Origin of the sequence: Streptomyces scabichelini (genome assembly GCF_011045015.1) — a bacterium.
In the GTDB taxonomy this organism is placed as follows: Bacteria; Actinomycetota; Actinomycetes; order Streptomycetales; family Streptomycetaceae; genus Streptomyces; species Streptomyces scabichelini.
The window spans coordinates 1-16,694 of record NZ_JAAKZY010000217.1; the positions used below are offsets into that span (position 1 = coordinate 1).

A 16,694-nucleotide genomic window follows, 5' to 3' on the forward strand; every position below is an offset into this window, starting at 1 on the left:
GTGTTCTGGGGGAGGGGGCGGTGTGTTGCCGTCCCCGTAGAATCACCGTGTGAGTGCTCCCGTTTCCCCAGCTGATGCCCTGCGTGCCGCCCTGGCCGGGCTGCTGGACGGGCTCCCGCCGAAGACGGCCGCGCAGGCGGTCGAGCGGTTGATCGCGAACTATCGGGGACGGACTCCGACAGATGCGCCGGTGCTGCGGGACCGTTCGGACGTGGTCGCGTATGCGGCGTACCGGATGCCCGCCACGTTCGAGGCGGTGTGCTCGGCGCTGGGGGCGTTCGCGGATGCCGTGCCCGGGTGGGTGCCCGACAGCCATGTGGATGTCGGGGGCGGTACCGGGGCCGCGACCTGGGCCGTCAGCGCCACCTGGGAGGGGGAGCGGTCGGTCACGGTGCTCGACTGGGCCGAGCCCGCGCTGGCGCTCGGGCGGGAAATCGCCGCCGCCAACCCGGAGTTGAAGGCCGCCGAGTGGCAGCGCTCTCGTATTGGATCGGCGCTCACGATCGAGAGCGCTGATCTCGTCACCGTCTCGTACGTCCTCGGCGAGCTGACCGACGCAGACCGTGCCGCCGTCGTGGACGCCGCCGCAGCCGCCGGCCGAGCCGTCGCGATCGTCGAACCCGGCACGCCCGCCGGCTACGCCCGTGTCATCGAGGCCCGGGACCGGCTCATCGGCGCCGGATTCCACATCGCCGCACCCTGCCCGCACAGCGCGGCCTGCCCCATCGTCCCCGGCGAGGACTGGTGCCATTTCTCCGCCCGGGTCAGCCGTTCCTCGCTGCACCGGCAGGTCAAGGGCGGCTCCCTGGCGTACGAGGACGAGAAGTTCAGCTACGTCGCCGCCACGCGCTTCCCGGTGGCCCCGGCCGCCTCCCGGGTCGTACGCAAACCGCAGATCCGTAAGGGGCAGGTACTCCTCGACCTGTGCGAGACCGAGCCGTCGCTGCGCCGGACCACTGTCACCAAGCGGCACGGCTTGCTGTACAAGGCCGCCCGCGATGCCGACTGGGGGGATGCCTGGCCTCCTCACGTGGTGGACGACGAGGTTTAGCACCCGTCCCGACGACTTGCCGGTGTGCGGCGAGACGAACCGTCTTGTCAACCTGGTAAATTCGAGCCATGGCTCAGAAGTCCGCCCCCGACTCCGCCCGCCGCAGCGAACGATCCCGGCGCGCCATCTACGACGCCGCCCTCGCCCTCGTCAGCGAGGTGGGCTATCCGAGGACCACCATCGAGGGCATCGCCGCCCGTGCCGGCGTCGGCAAGCAGACGATCTACCGATGGTGGCCATCGAAGGCCGACGTCCTGCTCGAGGCGTTCATCGACCTGAGCGCCCAGGCGGCGGAGGCCGCGCACCGGCCCGAGGTCATCGGGGAAGCGGCCGAGTACGAGATCCCGGACACCGGCGATCTGGAGGCCGACCTCAAGCTGGTCCTGCGCGCCACCGTCGACGAGTTGCTCGACCCCAAGTTCGAGGTTCCCTCGCGCGCGCTGGCAGCCGAAGGGATCGTCAACGAGCAGCTGGGCAGGGAGTTCGTCGGCAAGCTCCTCGAACCCCAGCTCCAGCTGTACGTGAAGCGCCTGCGCTCCGCCCAGGACCAGGGCGCCGTACGCCCCGACATCGACCCGCGCATCGCCCTGGAGCTCTTCGTCTCGCCGCTCGCCCAGCGCTGGCTCCAGTACACGGGCCCCATCACGTACGAGTACACGGACACACTCGTCGACTACGCCCTCCACGGTCTCGCCCCGCGCTGAGCGATGCGCTGCGCCGCACTGATCGGCACGCTGAGCGGCGCGTTGAGCCCCGATTGTGACCAGGGCGACACTGAAGGCACGTAAATGAGGCGCGTAAATGCCTTCAAAGTGCGCGATAGCACCCGATCCCTGTGTCGCGCGCGCATCGCCCCACCCGCCCGGAACGGGAGCTTCGGCACCCCGTGCCGCACGATGGTGGGACCATAAGGCATGCTGTCCGCACGACGCTGTCCGCACAACAGCGAGGCGAGGGTGATAGATGAGCGCAGAGTTCGGCCGCCGTTCGGGCGGGCAGGGCAGGATCTCCCAGTGGTTGCGCGGCCGCCGAAACCGTCCGCTGACGACCGACGCCGACGACTCGAGCCGTGAGGATCTGCTGCTCGCCGCTGCCGGCGCCGGGCTGCCGCTCGCGCCCGCCGCCCATCCCTCCGGCTACCGGTGCTCCTGCGACCGCGTCGGCTGTCCCACCCCCGCCCGGCACCCCGTGTCGTTCGCCTGGCAGACCCAGTCCACGACCGACCGCGCGCAGATCGAGCGCTGGGCCCGGCACCAGCCGCAGGCCAACTTCATCACCGCGACCGGCATGGTCCACGACGTACTCGACGTACCCCTGGACGCGGGCCGTGAGGCCCTGGAGCGGCTGCTCGCCTCCGGCATCGAGGTCGGTCCCGTCGCGGAGTCCGGCGGCGACCGGATGCTCTTCTTCACGGCCACCCGCGGTACGCCCGAGGACGAGGACGAGTGGTGGCCCTGCGAGTTGGACTGCCACCCCGAGACGATGGACGAGCACCCCGGGCTGCGGTGGCACTGCCGTGGGTCGTACGTCCTCGTCCCGCCCGCCCAGCTCCCGGGTGACCTGACGGTCGCGTGGGTACGCGGGCCCGAACACCCGCTCCCTGACCCGCTGTCGGTGCTCGAGATCCTCACGGACGAGTGCGCGCGGTACGCGGGCGAGCAGCCGGACCACGCGGCGGCCTGGCCCCTGCGCGGCTGACCCACCGTCACCCTGGCACCTTGAGTCAGAAGTCGGGGCAGGCGCTCTCTGAGTCGTTCCGGTAGGTGCGGTAGAGCGGGAGTGCCTTCTGGCCGGTGGTGCGCGGGGCCGGCGGGTGCTCGACGACGGGTACGGGTTTGCAGACGGCCCACTGGTCGTTCTTGCCCCGTCCCTCGAAGCCGTAGGTGCCTGCGGCGCCGACCAGGCAGGTGTCAGTGCAGGTGTCGCCGGCGGCGCTCGGGATGATGAGGGTGTTGTACACGTCGTCCGCCATGGGGATGAGCATGGACTCCGGGTCCAGTTCGCCGGCCTTGTTGATATCGGTGAAGGTGCGGTCCACGGCGTCGCTGAGCAGCGTGAAGCCGTCGTAGTACATGACGGCATAGCCGTCGTCGAGCGGTTTCTTGCCCAGCTCGTGCTGCTTCTCCAGCTCCTCGAAGCGGTCGAGGAAGCGGCCGAGCGCCGTCGCCGGCTTCTTCTCCCCCTTCCACCAGGCGGGATCGACGGAAGACGCGTCGACGATGGTGGCCCGCGCTTCGGTCAGCCACCGTGTGGGGGCTTCCGCGGTGAGGGTGGGCTCCAGACCGATGCCGACCTTCAGGATGCGTAGCGTCGTGGTCCGTCCGCAGGTGCCCTCCTGGGCCAGCCTCTCGAGGAAATCGGGCAGATCCTGGTCGCGGCCGGCGAAGAAGACGGTGTCGGACTTCTCCTTGCAGATCTTCTCCGCGGCATCGGTGAACCGCCGGGGGATGCCCTTGTTCCTGCCGGAGGAACCGGTGAAGTTCGACTGGCGGTCGGCCAGGTCGTACTCCTTGCCGAAGTGCCTCTCGAAGACCTTGCGCAGATTCTGCGAGTAGACGTCCTCCTCGCGGTTGTCCCAGACCAGGAACCCGTTGTGTTTCTCCGGCTTCTTTTCCAGGTAGAGGTCGAGGGCGCGGGCGAACTGCTCGTTGTTCGGCGAGGGCTTGAAGAAGTACGGGGCGTTCATGTCGGCCGCGGTGATGACCGGCCCGATGGTGGGGATGCTGTGCTCGCTGAGCGCGGCGATGGTGTCCCGTGTCTCGGGTGTGCTGCTCGGGATGCCGGTCACGCCGACCAGCGGTGTCCGGGTGTCCTCGGCCAGCTCGGCGAGCCGCTTGACGACGGGCTCCCACTGGTCGAGGTTCCGGCCGTCGGGGGCGAGCAGCAGCTGGTGGTCCGGTCCGCCGGAGCGGTTGGCCTGGAGCTGAGCGGCCAGGGCACCGGCAAGTCCGCGACGGATCATGTCCGTTGTCATCGCGCTGTGCTCGTCCGAGGTGAAGGGCATCATCAACGCGATACGTACGTAGGGGATCTTGTGGCCGCTGCCCGGGTCCTCCCAGCCCTTCTTCACCCTGGCGTTCTCTTTCGCCACCGCGTCGACCAGGCTCTGGACGCCCGGGTCGGCCTCGAAGGTGCCCGCGGTGACACCCACGCAGTCCCCGTCGACGTCCCGCAGATCATCACCGCACCTGCCGGGGCCACGCAGGACGAGGACGAGGACGGTGGTCAAAGCGGCGACGAGAGCGCCGAGTCCGCAGACGGCCAGCCACTCGACGGGGCCCCACTCGCGGGGATGACGACGGAACAGACGGATCAGCATGCTTCCTCACTGACCGGGGATGGGGAAGGGGCGCTTCTTCCGTGCCGCCACAGGCCAGCTGCGGGCGGCCTGGCCCAGGACGGCGTGCCAGGAAGGGTGTCGCGGTGACAGGAACGCCAGCTCCTCGCCGACCGCCTTGCACATGTCGGGGTCCGGTTCGGCGTGCGGCTCCGACACATGCCACAGGGCGTGCAGCAGTCGGTTGACGCAGCGCTCGATCTCGTGCAGGTCCACGTACCGGCCGTCGTGCGCGCCGAGCGCGACCTGCATCCGTTCGTCGGTCCACTCTCCGGTCGGCGGTGTGGGGGCCGTGGCGGCGTACCGCAGGCACAGCAGCCAGTGCGCGGCGGCCTGCGCGTCCTGCTCCGACTGGAACTCCTCCGCCAGCGTGGCCACCACCGTCTCGGCGTTCCCCGACGCGAGCGTGTGCCGCAGCGCGTCCGCCTCCCCGCTCTCGCCGCGCTGGGTGTGGTGCATCCGCAGAAAGCGGTGGATCTCCTGCCAGCCGCGGCCGTCGTCGGCCCCTCGCGAGGTGCGGCGCGCTTCGTGCACGAGCAGCGTCTGCAGCAGGGCGTCACCGACCAACGGCCGGTCCGGCCGGGTGAGTTGCTGCCACTGCTGCTCTTCGAGGTAGTCGGTGGCGGAGTTGGCAGGGAGCTGATCGGGACCCTGCAGGCGCAGATGGTCGGCCAGCGCCTCCGCCGCCGTGCTGTCGCGGGCGAGCGAGAGCAGGGTCAGCCGGTCGCGCTGGCGCCGGTCGGGAAGCAGCCGCTCAAGGAGCGCTTCGGTGACGGGACGGCCCTCCGGCGTGTGCAGTTCGAGCAGATCGCGCGGGCCCACACTGGCGCCCTTCCTGGTCGCGTCCAGGACCGCCGCGCACAGCACCGTCGTCGCCGTGGGATGCCCGCCGGTCAGGGAGTGCACGGCGGAGACCAGAAAGGGGTGCAGCGGCCGGGCGGGCCGGTCCGGCACCAGGAGCGGCAGGATGTCGTCCCGGCTCAGCGGGGTGAGCGGGACGGCGAGCAGTCCGGCGGAGGGGGTGAGGCCCTTGCGCTCCCAGCCGGAGGACTTGACCAGGTCGCGCAGCTCGCGGCGGACCGCGGACGGCGCGTCCTCCGGCAGGCCGCCGAGCCGGGTCGCCACGACGACGAGCTCCTCGCGGTCGGGGCGTTCGGGCATCGCTCGGTGTTCCAGGAGCAGATCGAGGAAGGTCTGCCCGGCCGCGCGGTGTGTGTCGTCGAGCAGGATGAGCGGCCAGGGTTCACGGTTCCACCGCTTTAACCTGCCGTAGGAGGCGGCGACATCGTGCAGAAAGGCGGCCATCAGGGTCTGCTCGGCCGCGTGCCGGTAGTCGCCGCCCTGCTGGAACCACTCCCCGAGGAGCACCAGCGGGTCCTGGCCCTTGGCGCTCTGCGGAAAGCGGCGCCGGTACCACTCACGTGCGCTGTCCGGCCGATACCGCTCGGTGTACTCCGCCACCACGGCGACAGTGACCATGTCCTGACTGTCCCGGCTGTCGTGACCGTCCCCGCTGTCCCGACCATCCCGGCTGTCCTGACCGTCCCCGCTGTCCCGACCATCCCGGCTGTCCCGGCCCTGCGCCGCGTCGCCGCTCTCCAGACGGCCTTCGACGGCGGTGGCCCAGGCGTGCCGCAGCGCGTTCTCCTCCCCGTCGGCGAGGCGGCAGGCGCGCAGCAGCCGGGCGTACCGGAGGCACAGCGCGTCCCGCTGCTCGGCGTTGCCGTACTGCCATCCGGAGACCGCGAACAGCCCGGGTGTCAGGACGGGGAAGCGGCGGCGCAGCTCGGGTGCCAGCCCGCACACAAGCTCCACCAGGATCTCGACGAACGTCGAGGCGGTGGCCGTGCCGTCGGCCGGGACGAGCGGGAAGGCCGCGGGATCGGCCGCCACGGCCCGGACGTACGCGAGGGGCAGCCGGCCTCGGTAGTGCGCCGCCAGCGCCGTGAGGACGGCGCTGCGCCCCATGCCGTGACGTCCCGTCACCAGCACCACGGGCAGGTCATCCTGGTGCTCCCGGGACACCCGGGACCTCTCGCCATAGGCCAGTCCCGTGAGCCGGGGTATGAGCGAGCGCAGCAACGGATCGCGGCCATAGAGGTGTGCCCGAGGCGAGTCGCCGACCCCGGACGGCGACGGCGTAGCGCCTTCCGATGTGCCCATCTGGCTGCGTCCTGCCTCCGTTGTCCGTTGCTGACCGGCAGACGCGCCTCGGAGGCGGGCGGCACCGCTCCCCCGAGACACAGCCGCAGACTTCCGTACCAACTACACCTGGAATACGACCAACTACACCTGGAACTGGAGAACTTACCGGTGGAGTACCCCTCCCGCCAGGTGAATCCGGGACTATGTCATCCGGTTGTGACCGTTTGGGCACGGCGCGTACACGAGTGGGAGTATGGTGCCGCCCAGCAGCGACAGTGGCGCCCGATACCGGGGAAATCCGGCGTCAGGGGCGCGGATGGATGTCGAGTTCGACGCTCTCCGGAAGTGAGTCCGCCCCGCGTATCTCGCCGGGGTAGGCGAGCCGTACCCGGCGCAGTCGGCGCAGTCCGGCGAGGGGGGCGAGATCGAGCTCCGCGACCTGCGACAGATGGATCTCCTCAAGTCCCGGCAGGCGCAGGGAGATCCGCCGCAGCGGCACCGCGGAACCCGCCCTGGCCCGCACATCCAGATGGGCCACCTGAGGAATCTTGGTGCGGGGGGCGAACAGCAGCATGCTCAGCTGCTGAGGGGACAGGGCCAGCTTGCGCAGATTCGGCAACTCGCCGATGAGCAAACCCCATTCGTCCGGTACCAGGCGCTCGCTCGCGTCCTGCAGACGCAACTGCTCAAGGCCCCGGCACGCCACGATGCCCGCGAGCTGGTGTGCCGCCGGCGGCAGGGACAGCAGGCGCAGCTCGGCGGCGCGCGGGAGGTCGGGCAGCCCGCGCCAGGGCACCTCCGGGCCGACGAGGAGTTCCTCGAGGCGCGGGCAGTCGGCCAGCTTCAGCAAGGGCTCGAACCGGGGGAGGTCCCGCAGCTCCAGCCGCTGAAGGTGCGGCAGGCGCGTCAGGGGCGTGGGGTCCTTGACGTTCCGGCAGCCCTGGAGGACGAGCGTTTCGAGCTCGGGGAAGGCGGACAGCAGGTCGAGGTCCTCCAGTTGCAGGGTGTTGCGCAGCCGCAGCTCGCGCAGCCCGCGCGGATCGAGCGACGCGCGGATCTCCTCGGGGTCGAAGTCACCGTGGACACCCACCCGCCGGTACCCGGACATGGTGCGCAGGGCTTCCAGCTCGGCGCGTGAACGCACCGTGACCGCCTCGTCGGGGGCCGTCTCGAGCAGTGGGCGCACGATCTCCTCGGCGTACACATCCGTGTCGAACCGGTCCCAGTGGTCGAGGAGTTGAGCGCGTACGGCGGGCTGGTCGGTCCGCAGGAACTCCCGGAGCCTGGGGATGGCGGCGTCCCCGCCGATCTGGCAGATGGCGTGGACGGTGGCGAGCTCTTCGTCGCCCGTCAGGTCCTTCGCCTTGGGCAGCAGGCCGAGCAGCAGAGGGCCGGTACGCGCCAGCGACCTGGCCTCGCGCAGGCTGCGCGGCGGGAGCATGCGCGAGGCCCGGTCCTCGATGGCCTCGCGCACCGTCGGTTCCAGGCGGGTGGCCTGTTCGAGGGAGGCGAGCGCGAGAAGCCGTAGCCTGGCCTGCACCGCGGCGTCCTTCTCCCGGTCGCCACGTTCACGCAGTCGGGTCAGCAGGTCGGCGCGTTCCTGGTGCCTGGCCTGAGCGACGGTCATCTGCACCACGTCCTCCCACTGGTCCAAGTGTGCGTTATTGACAAGCATGCCCATGTCGCGTTCCTCCAGCACGGCTTTCGCGCCGAGGAAATCCTGGAAGGTGCGGTGGATGAAGTTCACGGCGCCGTTGGCGGGTTCGCGCAACAGCCCCGACCGATCCAGGAGATGCTGGAGTGCTTCCTCCGCCGTCCCGACCTCGGCCAGACGGGGGACGGAGGGCTGCAGCCGGCGTACTACGTCCACTGCGTCAGGCCAGTCCAGCTGTGTCCGCTCGTTGCGGATCAGCCAGTACGCCAGTCTCTGGAGCGGCTCTGTGGCCGCCTTTTCGTCCAGGGTCGGCCTGCGGCCGCGGCCGTAGACCTCGCGCTCCAGGTCGCGGCGTTCCAGGAGCATGGAAAGCGCCGCCTCGTAGAGCGAGGCGCGGCCCTGGGGCAGAAAGCCGCGGCGTTCCCGGTGCAGGGCGCAGATCAGGCCGCACATCAGCGGGTTGGTCGCGAGGCGGCTGAGCTCGGGGCTGCTGCGCAGCGACAGCGTCAGCGACTCACCGAGCTCCTGGGACGCGCCCGCCGCCGTGTGCCAGCGGCGGATGAACTGCCTCATGTCGGCGGGCCGCATCGCGGCGAGCGTGAACTCCTGGAAGCCGTCGCGCTCCAGCCAGCCCCGTTCAAGGGCGGAGGGCCGGGTGGTGATGAGCCACAGGTTGCCGGGGAAGGCGCCCATCAGGTTCCTGAGCCAGGCCCGTACGCGGACCCGGTCGTCCTTGGGAATCTCGTCGGCCCCGTCGATCAGCAGCACACCGCGCCCGTGCTGCAGTACCCGGGTCGCCCAGCCGTCGGGCTGGATGCCCACCAGCGGGCAGCCGATCCAGCGCAGGAAGTCCTCGGGCATCGGCAGCTCGGCGTCCTTGCGGGCCAGGGTGCGCAACGGCAGGACGAAGGGAACGCGGCCGAGCAACTGCGACAGGCCCCCGGGCACCCGGTCCTGCTGCGCGGTGGTGAGGGCCAGCCACTGCACCAGGGTCGTCTTGCCGGTGCCCGCGACCCCGCGCAGGAGGACCCGGTCGCAGCTGGCGAGGAGGGCCTCGGACGGTCCAGGGCCCCAGTCGGCCGCCGTGTCGCCTTCGGCGTCCGGTTCGCCGTCGACCGCCGGGGCCGGTTCGGTCCCGCCGCGGTACGGCATGGCCTCCAGGCTCAGATACGCGGTCTCCAACGGCCAGTCCTGGCCGTCCGGTTCGCGCAGGTCGACGCCGTAGATCGTGAGTCTGCCGTGGTACTCGACGACGTAGCGGGCGTACTCCTCCTCGAACCGTGTGTCCTGGACGGAGATGTCAGGTAACCGCTGCAGAATCCTCTCCAACTTCTCGCTCTGGTCCCGGAGTTCACGACTCTGCTCGATCTGGGCGCGCGCCGCGAACCCCGCCTGCTGGCTGAAGAACCGTACGAGGTGGACGCAGGCCGTCTCCAGGAGCCGGTCGTGGAAGCGGGCGGCGTCGTCGCTGAGGAGCCTTCGGGTGTCGGGGCCCGCACTCCTGGACAGCTCCGCGGCCAGCCGCTCGGGGCCGAGCGCGAAGGCGTGCACATCGTCCATGTCGAGATCGCCCAGGGCGTGCAGGGTGCGGGTCAGTGCCTGACCGACCGCGTCGTGCTCATCGGCGCCGACCGGCGGATCGTGCGGCCCGGCGGCCCGCACGGCGCGGCGGACCAGCTCACGGGCGAGCTTGTGCAGATCGTCCTCGGTCAGGGTGCGGTGCTCCCTGGCGAAGGACAGCATCCGGCGGATCGGGATCGGACGGTCGCCGAACTCCGCCCCCGGCATCTTCGCGGGCGGCAGCACCAGCCGCTTGATCAGCGGCACGACCACCCCCGACGCGATCCGCAGCCCCACCGTGCCGCCGTCCACCGCCACAGCAGCCCCTCCCTCCACCACGCCCCACGCGCCCGCACCGAAGCTCGCGGACCCCCGAACTCGCCTCACTCTAACCGCGGTCGCCCCCTCAAGTCGGGGCCCGCAGAGGCGACTTGCGCCATAGTGCCGGGAGTGCCGGGGTGCACGCGCGACCGGCCATGACCGGCCGCCGAGCACGAAGTCCGGGCCGCGGCAGGAGTTCCAAGGGGCGCCACCCGCCAGGTCCAACCGGCGCCACCCGGCAGGTCCAACGGGCGCCACCCGGCAGGTCCAAGGGGCGCTACTCGCCCTTCGCCCCTGTCAGCCCCTGGATCCTCGCCACGAACTCCACCTTCTGGTCCGAAGCGGTCTTCGCCGGATCCAGCACCGCCTGGTTGGACACCGACTCCAGCGTGACGGACTGCTTGGGCTCGCCCGTCATGAGGGCCTTCACATTGGCGTCGGTGACGTTGAGCGGGACGCCCTGTGCCGCCGTCTGCTTCTCGTAGTGGCGGGTGGTGAAGAAGACCAGCGCGCCGCCGTCCGTGGTGCGCAGCCCGACCGGGGCGTAGTCGCCGGTCGTCAGCGGCTCGTCGAGGTACTGCCGGACAAGCCCGGGCTGCTCCGCGTTCTTCTCGCGGGTGGCCCGCCAGTCGGAGGTGTGCACGCCCGGTGCGAACGTGTCGCCGCCGTCCTTCAGGTACGTCGCGTACGACTCGGCGAGGTCCTGCGGCCGGACGGCCAGGTCCGCGGCGTCCGCGGTGACCGGCTCGGCCCAGCCGTCCTTGTCCTTCTTGAACTCCGGTACGTCATCGGCGGCGAAGATCGTCAGATACGACACCTCCCACACCTCGTCCGCACCGCCCCGGGTGAACACGAGCAGCCAACGGGCGTCACCGGAGCCCTTGTTGGCCCGCGACTCGGCGACGAACCAGCGCGGCCAGCCCGCCTTCTTCGGGATCACGAACTCGGTGTCGGTCAGCTTCAGCGGCACATAGCCGGGATCGCCCCCCGGCTGGTTCTTCTCGCCCGCCCGGAGCTTGGCGCCGTCGATGTCGGCGAGGGGTCCTGCGACCCGATCGGCGTCCAGGGACTGGTCGTTGGCCTTGTTCGCCTCGTTGTAGGCGGTCGTGAAGTCCTTGAGGGCCCGCGCGGCCTCGGTCTTCGTGGCCCCCGGGAGGACCTCCCGCTCCCCGTGCACCACCATGCACCCGCTCGCCGTGACCGACAGCACGGTGACGGCTGCCGCCGACGTGGTCAGCCGGCCCAGCCTGCGAAGTGTCTGCGGCGTTCTCATCGGATCGTCTTCACCTTCCCCTTCCCGGAGGCGAACCCTATCGGGGCCGGGAAACGAGCCGCAGCCGGGATCACGTACCGCGCCCGCACTGTGATCTCCCTGTGAGGGCACGTCACGAAGGCCTCCTCAGACCTCCTCGACCTTTTCGCGAACGGGAGCGGGAGCCTTCACCGTCCCGCCGCCGAGCCGCATCGGCGACAGGAAGAGAGCGAGCGTCGGCACCAGGTACAGCGCCCACACGATGACCTGGAGCACGGTCGGGTCCGGCTGGAAGTTGAAGATGCCCTTGAGGAGCGTGCCGTACCAGCTGTCCGGCGGGATCGTGCTGCTGATGTCGAAGGCCTTGTTCGTAAGGCCGGGCAGGAAGTCGGCCTCCTGAAGATCGTGGAAGCCGTACGCGAGAACGCCGGCCGCCACGATCACCAGCATGCCGCCGGTCCACGTGAAGAACTTGGAGAGGTTGATCCGCAGGGCCCCGCGGTAGAAGAGATAGCCGAGCACGACCGCGGTCACGATGCCCAACAGGGCGCCGATCAAGGGCTCTTGGCTGCCGTCGCCCGAGGCGCGCACGGACGTCCAGACGAACAGGGACGTCTCCAGGCCCTCGCGGCCCACGGCCAGGAACGCCGTCGCGACCAGCGCGCCCGTGCCCAACTGCAGCGCCGCATCCAGTTTCCCGTGCAGCTCGGCCTTCAGATGGCGGGCCGTACGCCGCATCCAGAAGACCATCCACGTCACCAGGCCCACCGCGAGGATCGACAGCGAACCGCCGAGCGCCTCCTGCGCCTTGAACGTCAGCTCCTGGGAGCCGAATTCGAGCGCGAAGCCGAAGCCGAGGGAGATGCCGACGGCGACGCCGATGCCGATCCAGATGGGCTTCAGCGCGTCCCGCCGCTCCGTCTTCACCAGGTAGGCGACGAGGATGCAGACCACGAGACTGGCTTCGAGGCCCTCGCGCAGGCCGATCAGATAGTTGCTGAACACGGTCTACGCCTCCTCGGAGAACAGCGCCCGGCCCCACCAGTCGCCCTTGTCCCGGACGCCCGGCGGGATCGCGAAGATCGCCGAACCCACGTGCTGGATGTACTCGTTGAGCGGGTCGATCGCGAGGCTCCGCTGTACCGGGATGAAGCCCTCGCGTACGTCCCTCTGGTACGCGAGGAAGAACAGCCCCGCGTCCAGGCGGCCGAGCCCGTCCGTGCCGTCGGTGAAGGAGTAGCCGCGGCGCAGGAGCGTCGCCCCGTTGTTGGAGTCGGGGTGTGCGAGCCGGACGTGCGCGTCGGGCTTCATCGCCTTCAGGAACGGCTCGTCGCGCTCCTTCGCCTTGCCCACCGGAGCGCCTTCGCCCTTGTCGCGGCCGAAGATGTCCTCCTGCTCCTGGAGCGAAGTACGGTCCCAGGTCTCGACGTTCATGCGGATGCGCCGCGCCACGAGGTACGAGCCGCCGGTCATCCAGGACGGCCCCTCCGAGTCCACCCACACGAACTTCTTCAGCCGGTCCGCTTCCGTCCCCGCGATATTGCGGGTGCCGTCCTTGAACCCCATGAGGTTGCGCGGGGTCTGTTCCTCCGGAGTCGTCGACGAGGTCTTGCCGAACCCCAGCTGGGACCAGCGGATGACGACCTTGCCGAAACCGATCCGGGCGAGGTTGCGGATCGCGTGCACGGCGACCTGCGGATCGTCCGCACAGGCCTGGACGCACAGATCGCCGCCGCTGCGGTTCTTGTCGAGGTTGTCGCCCGCGAACTTCGGCAGGTCCACGAGCGCTTCGGGCCGCCTGCCCGCCAGCCCGAACTTCCCGAACAGGGACGGCCCGAAGCCGATCGTCAGCGTCAGCCGCGACGGCTTGAGGCCCAGCGCCTCACCGGTGTCGTCCGGCGGCGCCTCGGCCAGACCGCCGTACGCGCCCTCGCCGACCGTGTGCCCGGCCGTCATCCGGCGCGCGGCCGTCGTCCAGTCCTTCAGCAGCTGGACGAACTCGGCGCGGTCCTCGGTCTTCACGTCGAAGGCGGCGAAGTGCAGCCGGTCCTGCACCGGCGTCGAGATGCCCGCCTGATGCACGCCGTGGAAGGCGACCGCCGCGCCCGACTCGGCGGCGACCGGCTCCGCGTCATCACCGGTACGCGCCATGGCCACCGCGCCGCCGGCCGCGGCGGCACCGAGCGCGAGCCCCGCACCACCCCAGCCGATCAGCGAACGCCGGGAGGGAGCAGGGGAGTCAGGTCCCTGCCCCTGACCCTGACCCTGCGCCTGATCCTGCGCCTCGCCCGTCGTGTCGGCGCCCGTCGCGTCGGCGTCCTTCGTGTCAGCGTCCTTCATGGCGACCCCTCGCTCACTTCACGACGGCGGCGGCGAGCTTGGACAGCGGCTCGGCGAGCGCGTTCACCGCGTCCGAGAGCTCCTTGCGGTCGGCCTTGCCGACCTTGTCGTACGAGGTGAACTCATAGGAGTTCTTGTCCGCCCGGTACTTGTCGAGCAGCGTGTTCAGCGCCGCGAACTGCTTGTCGAGCTCCTTCGTGAGCGCCGCGTCGTTCTCCGACGCGACCGGCTTCAGCAGCTCGTACGACTTCTCGGCGCCCTCGACGTTCGCCTTGAAGTCGACCAGGTCGGTGTGCGAGTAGCGCTCCTCCTCGCCGGTGACCTTGCCGGTGGCGACCTCGTCGAGGAGTTCCTTGGCGCCGTTGGCCATCGAGGTCGGGGTGATCTCCGCCTTGCCGACCCGCTTCTGCCAGTCGGTCAGGTCCGTGATCAGCTGGTCGGCGAGCTCGGAGTCGCGGTCGGTGAGCTTCTTGTCCTGCCACAGGGACCGCTCCAGGCGGTGCCAGCCGGTCCAGTCCTTCTCCAGGTCCTGGCCCTCCTCCAGACCGTCCTCGCGCAGGTCGACCTTCGGGTCGATGTCACCGAAGGACTCGGCGACCGGCTCGGTGCGCTCCCAGCCGATGCGCGAGTCGGCGTACATCTTCTTCGCGGCCTCGATGTCGCCGTCCTTGACCGCCTGAGCGAAGGTCTTCGCCTTGGGCAGCGTCTCGTCGGCCTGTGCCTGCGCGTACGCCCGGTAGTCGGCGACGGCCTTGTCCAGGCGCGGGTCGCGCTCGGCGACCTTGCCGCCGCCCGTGGCGGTGACGTCCTGGCGTATGCCCTTGCCCTTCATGCCCGGCTTGCAGGCGATCCGGTAGTCGCCCGCCTTCACCTCGGCGGTGACCTTCTGGCTGGTGCCGGGGCCGATGTTCTCGCGCTCGGTGACGATCCGGTCGTCAGGGAAGAGCAGATAGACCTCGGTGACCTTGGAGCCCTTGTTCTCCACGTCGATCTCGACGTGCCCGGCAGGGAACTCCTTTTTGGACACCTCGCACTTGGTGTCCGTGGCGGTCACCGCGATGACGCCGTCGCCGTCCGCGGCGTCGCTCTTCTCGGTGCACCCGGTGACGGCGGTCAGTGCCGCCGCGGTGGCGGCGGCGCTGACGACGGAGAGGCGGACGGCGCGCATACGGGCTCCAAGGAAGCTCATGGGAAGTACACAGAGGAGCCGAAGACTCCAAGTGAGGCCGCCCTAACTTATCTGAGGCTTACCTCAGTGCTTCCTGCTCGTAAAGTGATTCAGCTCTCATGAATGGCGTACAAAAACGGCCAGATCACGGTGGCTCAATCTGCGCCCCACGAAACGGTCAAAGGGGGGTCAAGAATCCCGGCGAGGAGTAATGAGAACCTCCCCGTTGCGCGGATGCGGAAGGACCTCGACGGGCTGTCGACAGACGTCCGACAGCAGCCGGTCGGTGAAGATCCCGGCCGGCTGACCTCGAACCACGCTCACATGCGCGTCTGGATCACACAACGGTGAAGTCTGCCGCCTTGGTGTCCAGCGTCGTCTCGCCGTCCTTCGCGGTGGCCAGGACGGCGACGTGCCACAGACCGCGCGGGGACGAGTCGGCTTCGGCGCGGGTGACGGTGACGGTATAGGTGCAGCGCATGGTGTCCTCACCGGACGGCTTGCAGACGGCCGACTCCACGGCAGCCATGTCCTTGGCGGTCAAGCCCTGTTTGGCGAAGGACGAGTTCGCCGGCCAGGCCAGGACCTTCACGTCCTTGACGCCAGAGGACGCCGTGACGTCAGTGGTGAAGGCCAACGAGCCGCCGCGGTCGCCGTCGGGGGCAACATAGCGGGCAGCGCTGTGCGCCACAGAAGGAGGCTGGTCCCCGGCGTAGGCGACGGCGAACGCTCCGGTACCTGCGAGGACGACGACACCGGCGGCCACGGACAAGACGATGCGTCGCGACATGAGAAATTCCCCCAACAGGCTCAGCTGGACCGGACCGGCGCTCTCGGCTGCGCCGTTGCACCCATACTGGCCGCGCAGCGGGCACCGGGTATGAGCGCGCGTACTCAACCCAGGCCTGAGTAGGGCGAGTTCGCCGGCGAGGAGCTGATCTTTGCCGGTCTGATCCGGCGTGCCTGCCGTGGGTGGCGGCCGGGGTACGCGCGGCCGGCTGCGGGTGCGGGCTGTTTGAATGGTCGCGTGACTGATTTCGACGTGCTGCGTGTCTTTTGTGGGCCGCGCGGAGAGTACGGCAACGAGCTCGGGGTCGTGCGGAACGGTTCCGTGATGCCCGAGCGGAGCGAGCGGCAGGCGTTCGCGGCCAAACTCGGGTTCAGCGAGACGGTGTTCGTGGACGACCCCGAGCGTGGGGTCATCGACATCTACACGCCCAGCGTGCGGTTGCCCTTCGCGGGGTACCCCTGCGTCGGTGCGGCCTGGCTGCTGGACGTGCCCGAACTCGTCACGCCCGCGGGTGTGGTGGGCGCCCGCCTCGACGGCGAGTTCAGCTGGATCGAGGCCCGCCCGGAGTGGCCGGAGCCGCGCACGCTGCGCCGGTACGGCTCGGCTGCCGAGGTCGACGCGCTGGAGGTGCCCCCACCAGGGGAGTGGATCTACGCCTGGGCATGGGAGGACGAGGCGGCGGGCCGGATCCGTGCCCGCGGCTTCCCCGGCCGCGGCGACGGCGTAGAGGAAGACGAGGCCACAGGCGCGGCGGCCCTGCAACTGACGGCCCAGCTGGCCCGCGCCTTGAACATCACCCAGGGCAAGGGCTCACAGATCCTCACGGCACCCCAGCCGGAGGGCTGGGTCGAAGTAGGGGGCCGGGTCTTCCTGGAGCGTTGAGAACCGAAGCCCGTCAGCCCCACGCGCGCACCCCACGACCTGGCACCCACCCACGGCGGGAAGGGGACGGGGCGGGGGTGTGCGCCCGCAGCGGCCGGCGCGCCAACCCGAGCACCCTCTACCAGCCGACAGCTCGCGCGCCGGTCCGAGGACGGACACCCCCGCCCCGGCCCCGACCCACGACGAACCTATGG

12 protein-coding genes are annotated in these 16,694 nt (G+C 70.1%); 4 read left to right on the forward strand and 8 right to left on the reverse strand.

Going from position 1 to position 16,694, the window contains the following annotated elements; all coding sequences use genetic code 11:
- The first annotated feature begins 49 nt into the window (after positions 1-49).
- The 3 genes from G5C60_RS41310 to G5C60_RS41320 all read left to right on the forward strand — a co-directional run bounded on the left by G5C60_RS41310 (position 50) and on the right by G5C60_RS41320 (position 2,749).
- Complete coding sequence (locus G5C60_RS41310; protein ID WP_165267695.1) at positions 50-1,051, forward strand: small ribosomal subunit Rsm22 family protein; 1,002 nt, start codon at positions 50-52, stop codon at positions 1,049-1,051.
- A gap of 68 nt (positions 1,052-1,119) precedes the next feature.
- Complete coding sequence (locus G5C60_RS41315; RefSeq protein ID WP_165267697.1) at positions 1,120-1,755, forward strand: TetR/AcrR family transcriptional regulator; 636 nt, start codon at positions 1,120-1,122, stop codon at positions 1,753-1,755.
- A gap of 259 nt (positions 1,756-2,014) precedes the next feature.
- Positions 2,015-2,749: a bifunctional DNA primase/polymerase gene (locus G5C60_RS41320; RefSeq protein ID WP_165267699.1), complete on the forward strand. Its 735-nt coding sequence runs from the start codon at positions 2,015-2,017 to the stop codon at positions 2,747-2,749.
- A 25-nt stretch (positions 2,750-2,774) separates the two neighbouring features.
- Here G5C60_RS41320 and G5C60_RS41325 read toward each other — a convergent pair whose 3' ends face one another.
- The 8 genes from G5C60_RS41325 to G5C60_RS41360 all read right to left on the reverse strand — a co-directional run bounded on the left by G5C60_RS41325 (position 2,775) and on the right by G5C60_RS41360 (position 15,618).
- Entirely contained in the window at positions 2,775-4,370 is a 1,596-nt protein-coding gene (locus tag G5C60_RS41325) for an ABC transporter substrate-binding protein (protein ID WP_165267701.1), read from the reverse strand.
- Positions 4,371-4,376: 6 nt separating this feature from the next.
- Positions 4,377-6,551: an ATP-binding protein gene (locus G5C60_RS41330; protein WP_241267449.1), complete on the reverse strand. Its 2,175-nt coding sequence runs from the start codon at positions 6,549-6,551 to the stop codon at positions 4,377-4,379.
- A gap of 286 nt (positions 6,552-6,837) precedes the next feature.
- Positions 6,838-10,065, reverse strand: a complete 3,228-nt coding sequence (locus tag G5C60_RS41335; protein WP_338146076.1) for an NACHT domain-containing protein — start codon at positions 10,063-10,065, stop codon at positions 6,838-6,840.
- 280 nt (positions 10,066-10,345) lie between these two features.
- Positions 10,346-11,341: an SCO2278 family lipoprotein gene (locus G5C60_RS41340; protein ID WP_165267703.1), complete on the reverse strand. Its 996-nt coding sequence runs from the start codon at positions 11,339-11,341 to the stop codon at positions 10,346-10,348.
- Positions 11,342-11,467: 126 nt separating this feature from the next.
- Entirely contained in the window at positions 11,468-12,325 is an 858-nt protein-coding gene (gene efeU, locus G5C60_RS41345; RefSeq protein WP_165267705.1) for an iron uptake transporter permease EfeU, read from the reverse strand.
- A 3-nt stretch (positions 12,326-12,328) separates the two neighbouring features.
- Complete coding sequence (gene efeB, locus G5C60_RS41350) at positions 12,329-13,660, reverse strand: iron uptake transporter deferrochelatase/peroxidase subunit (protein WP_165267707.1); 1,332 nt, start codon at positions 13,658-13,660, stop codon at positions 12,329-12,331.
- A gap of 13 nt (positions 13,661-13,673) precedes the next feature.
- Complete coding sequence (efeO, locus tag G5C60_RS41355) at positions 13,674-14,828, reverse strand: iron uptake system protein EfeO (protein ID WP_165267717.1); 1,155 nt, start codon at positions 14,826-14,828, stop codon at positions 13,674-13,676.
- A gap of 337 nt (positions 14,829-15,165) precedes the next feature.
- Positions 15,166-15,618, reverse strand: coding sequence for a DUF5707 domain-containing protein (locus G5C60_RS41360; RefSeq protein WP_165267709.1), 453 nt, complete (start codon positions 15,616-15,618; stop codon positions 15,166-15,168).
- Positions 15,619-15,855: 237 nt separating this feature from the next.
- Here G5C60_RS41360 and G5C60_RS41365 point away from each other — a divergent pair, with 237 nt between their 5' ends.
- Positions 15,856-16,500: a PhzF family phenazine biosynthesis protein gene (locus G5C60_RS41365; protein ID WP_165267711.1), complete on the forward strand. Its 645-nt coding sequence runs from the start codon at positions 15,856-15,858 to the stop codon at positions 16,498-16,500.
- The last annotated feature ends 194 nt before the right edge of the window (positions 16,501-16,694 follow it).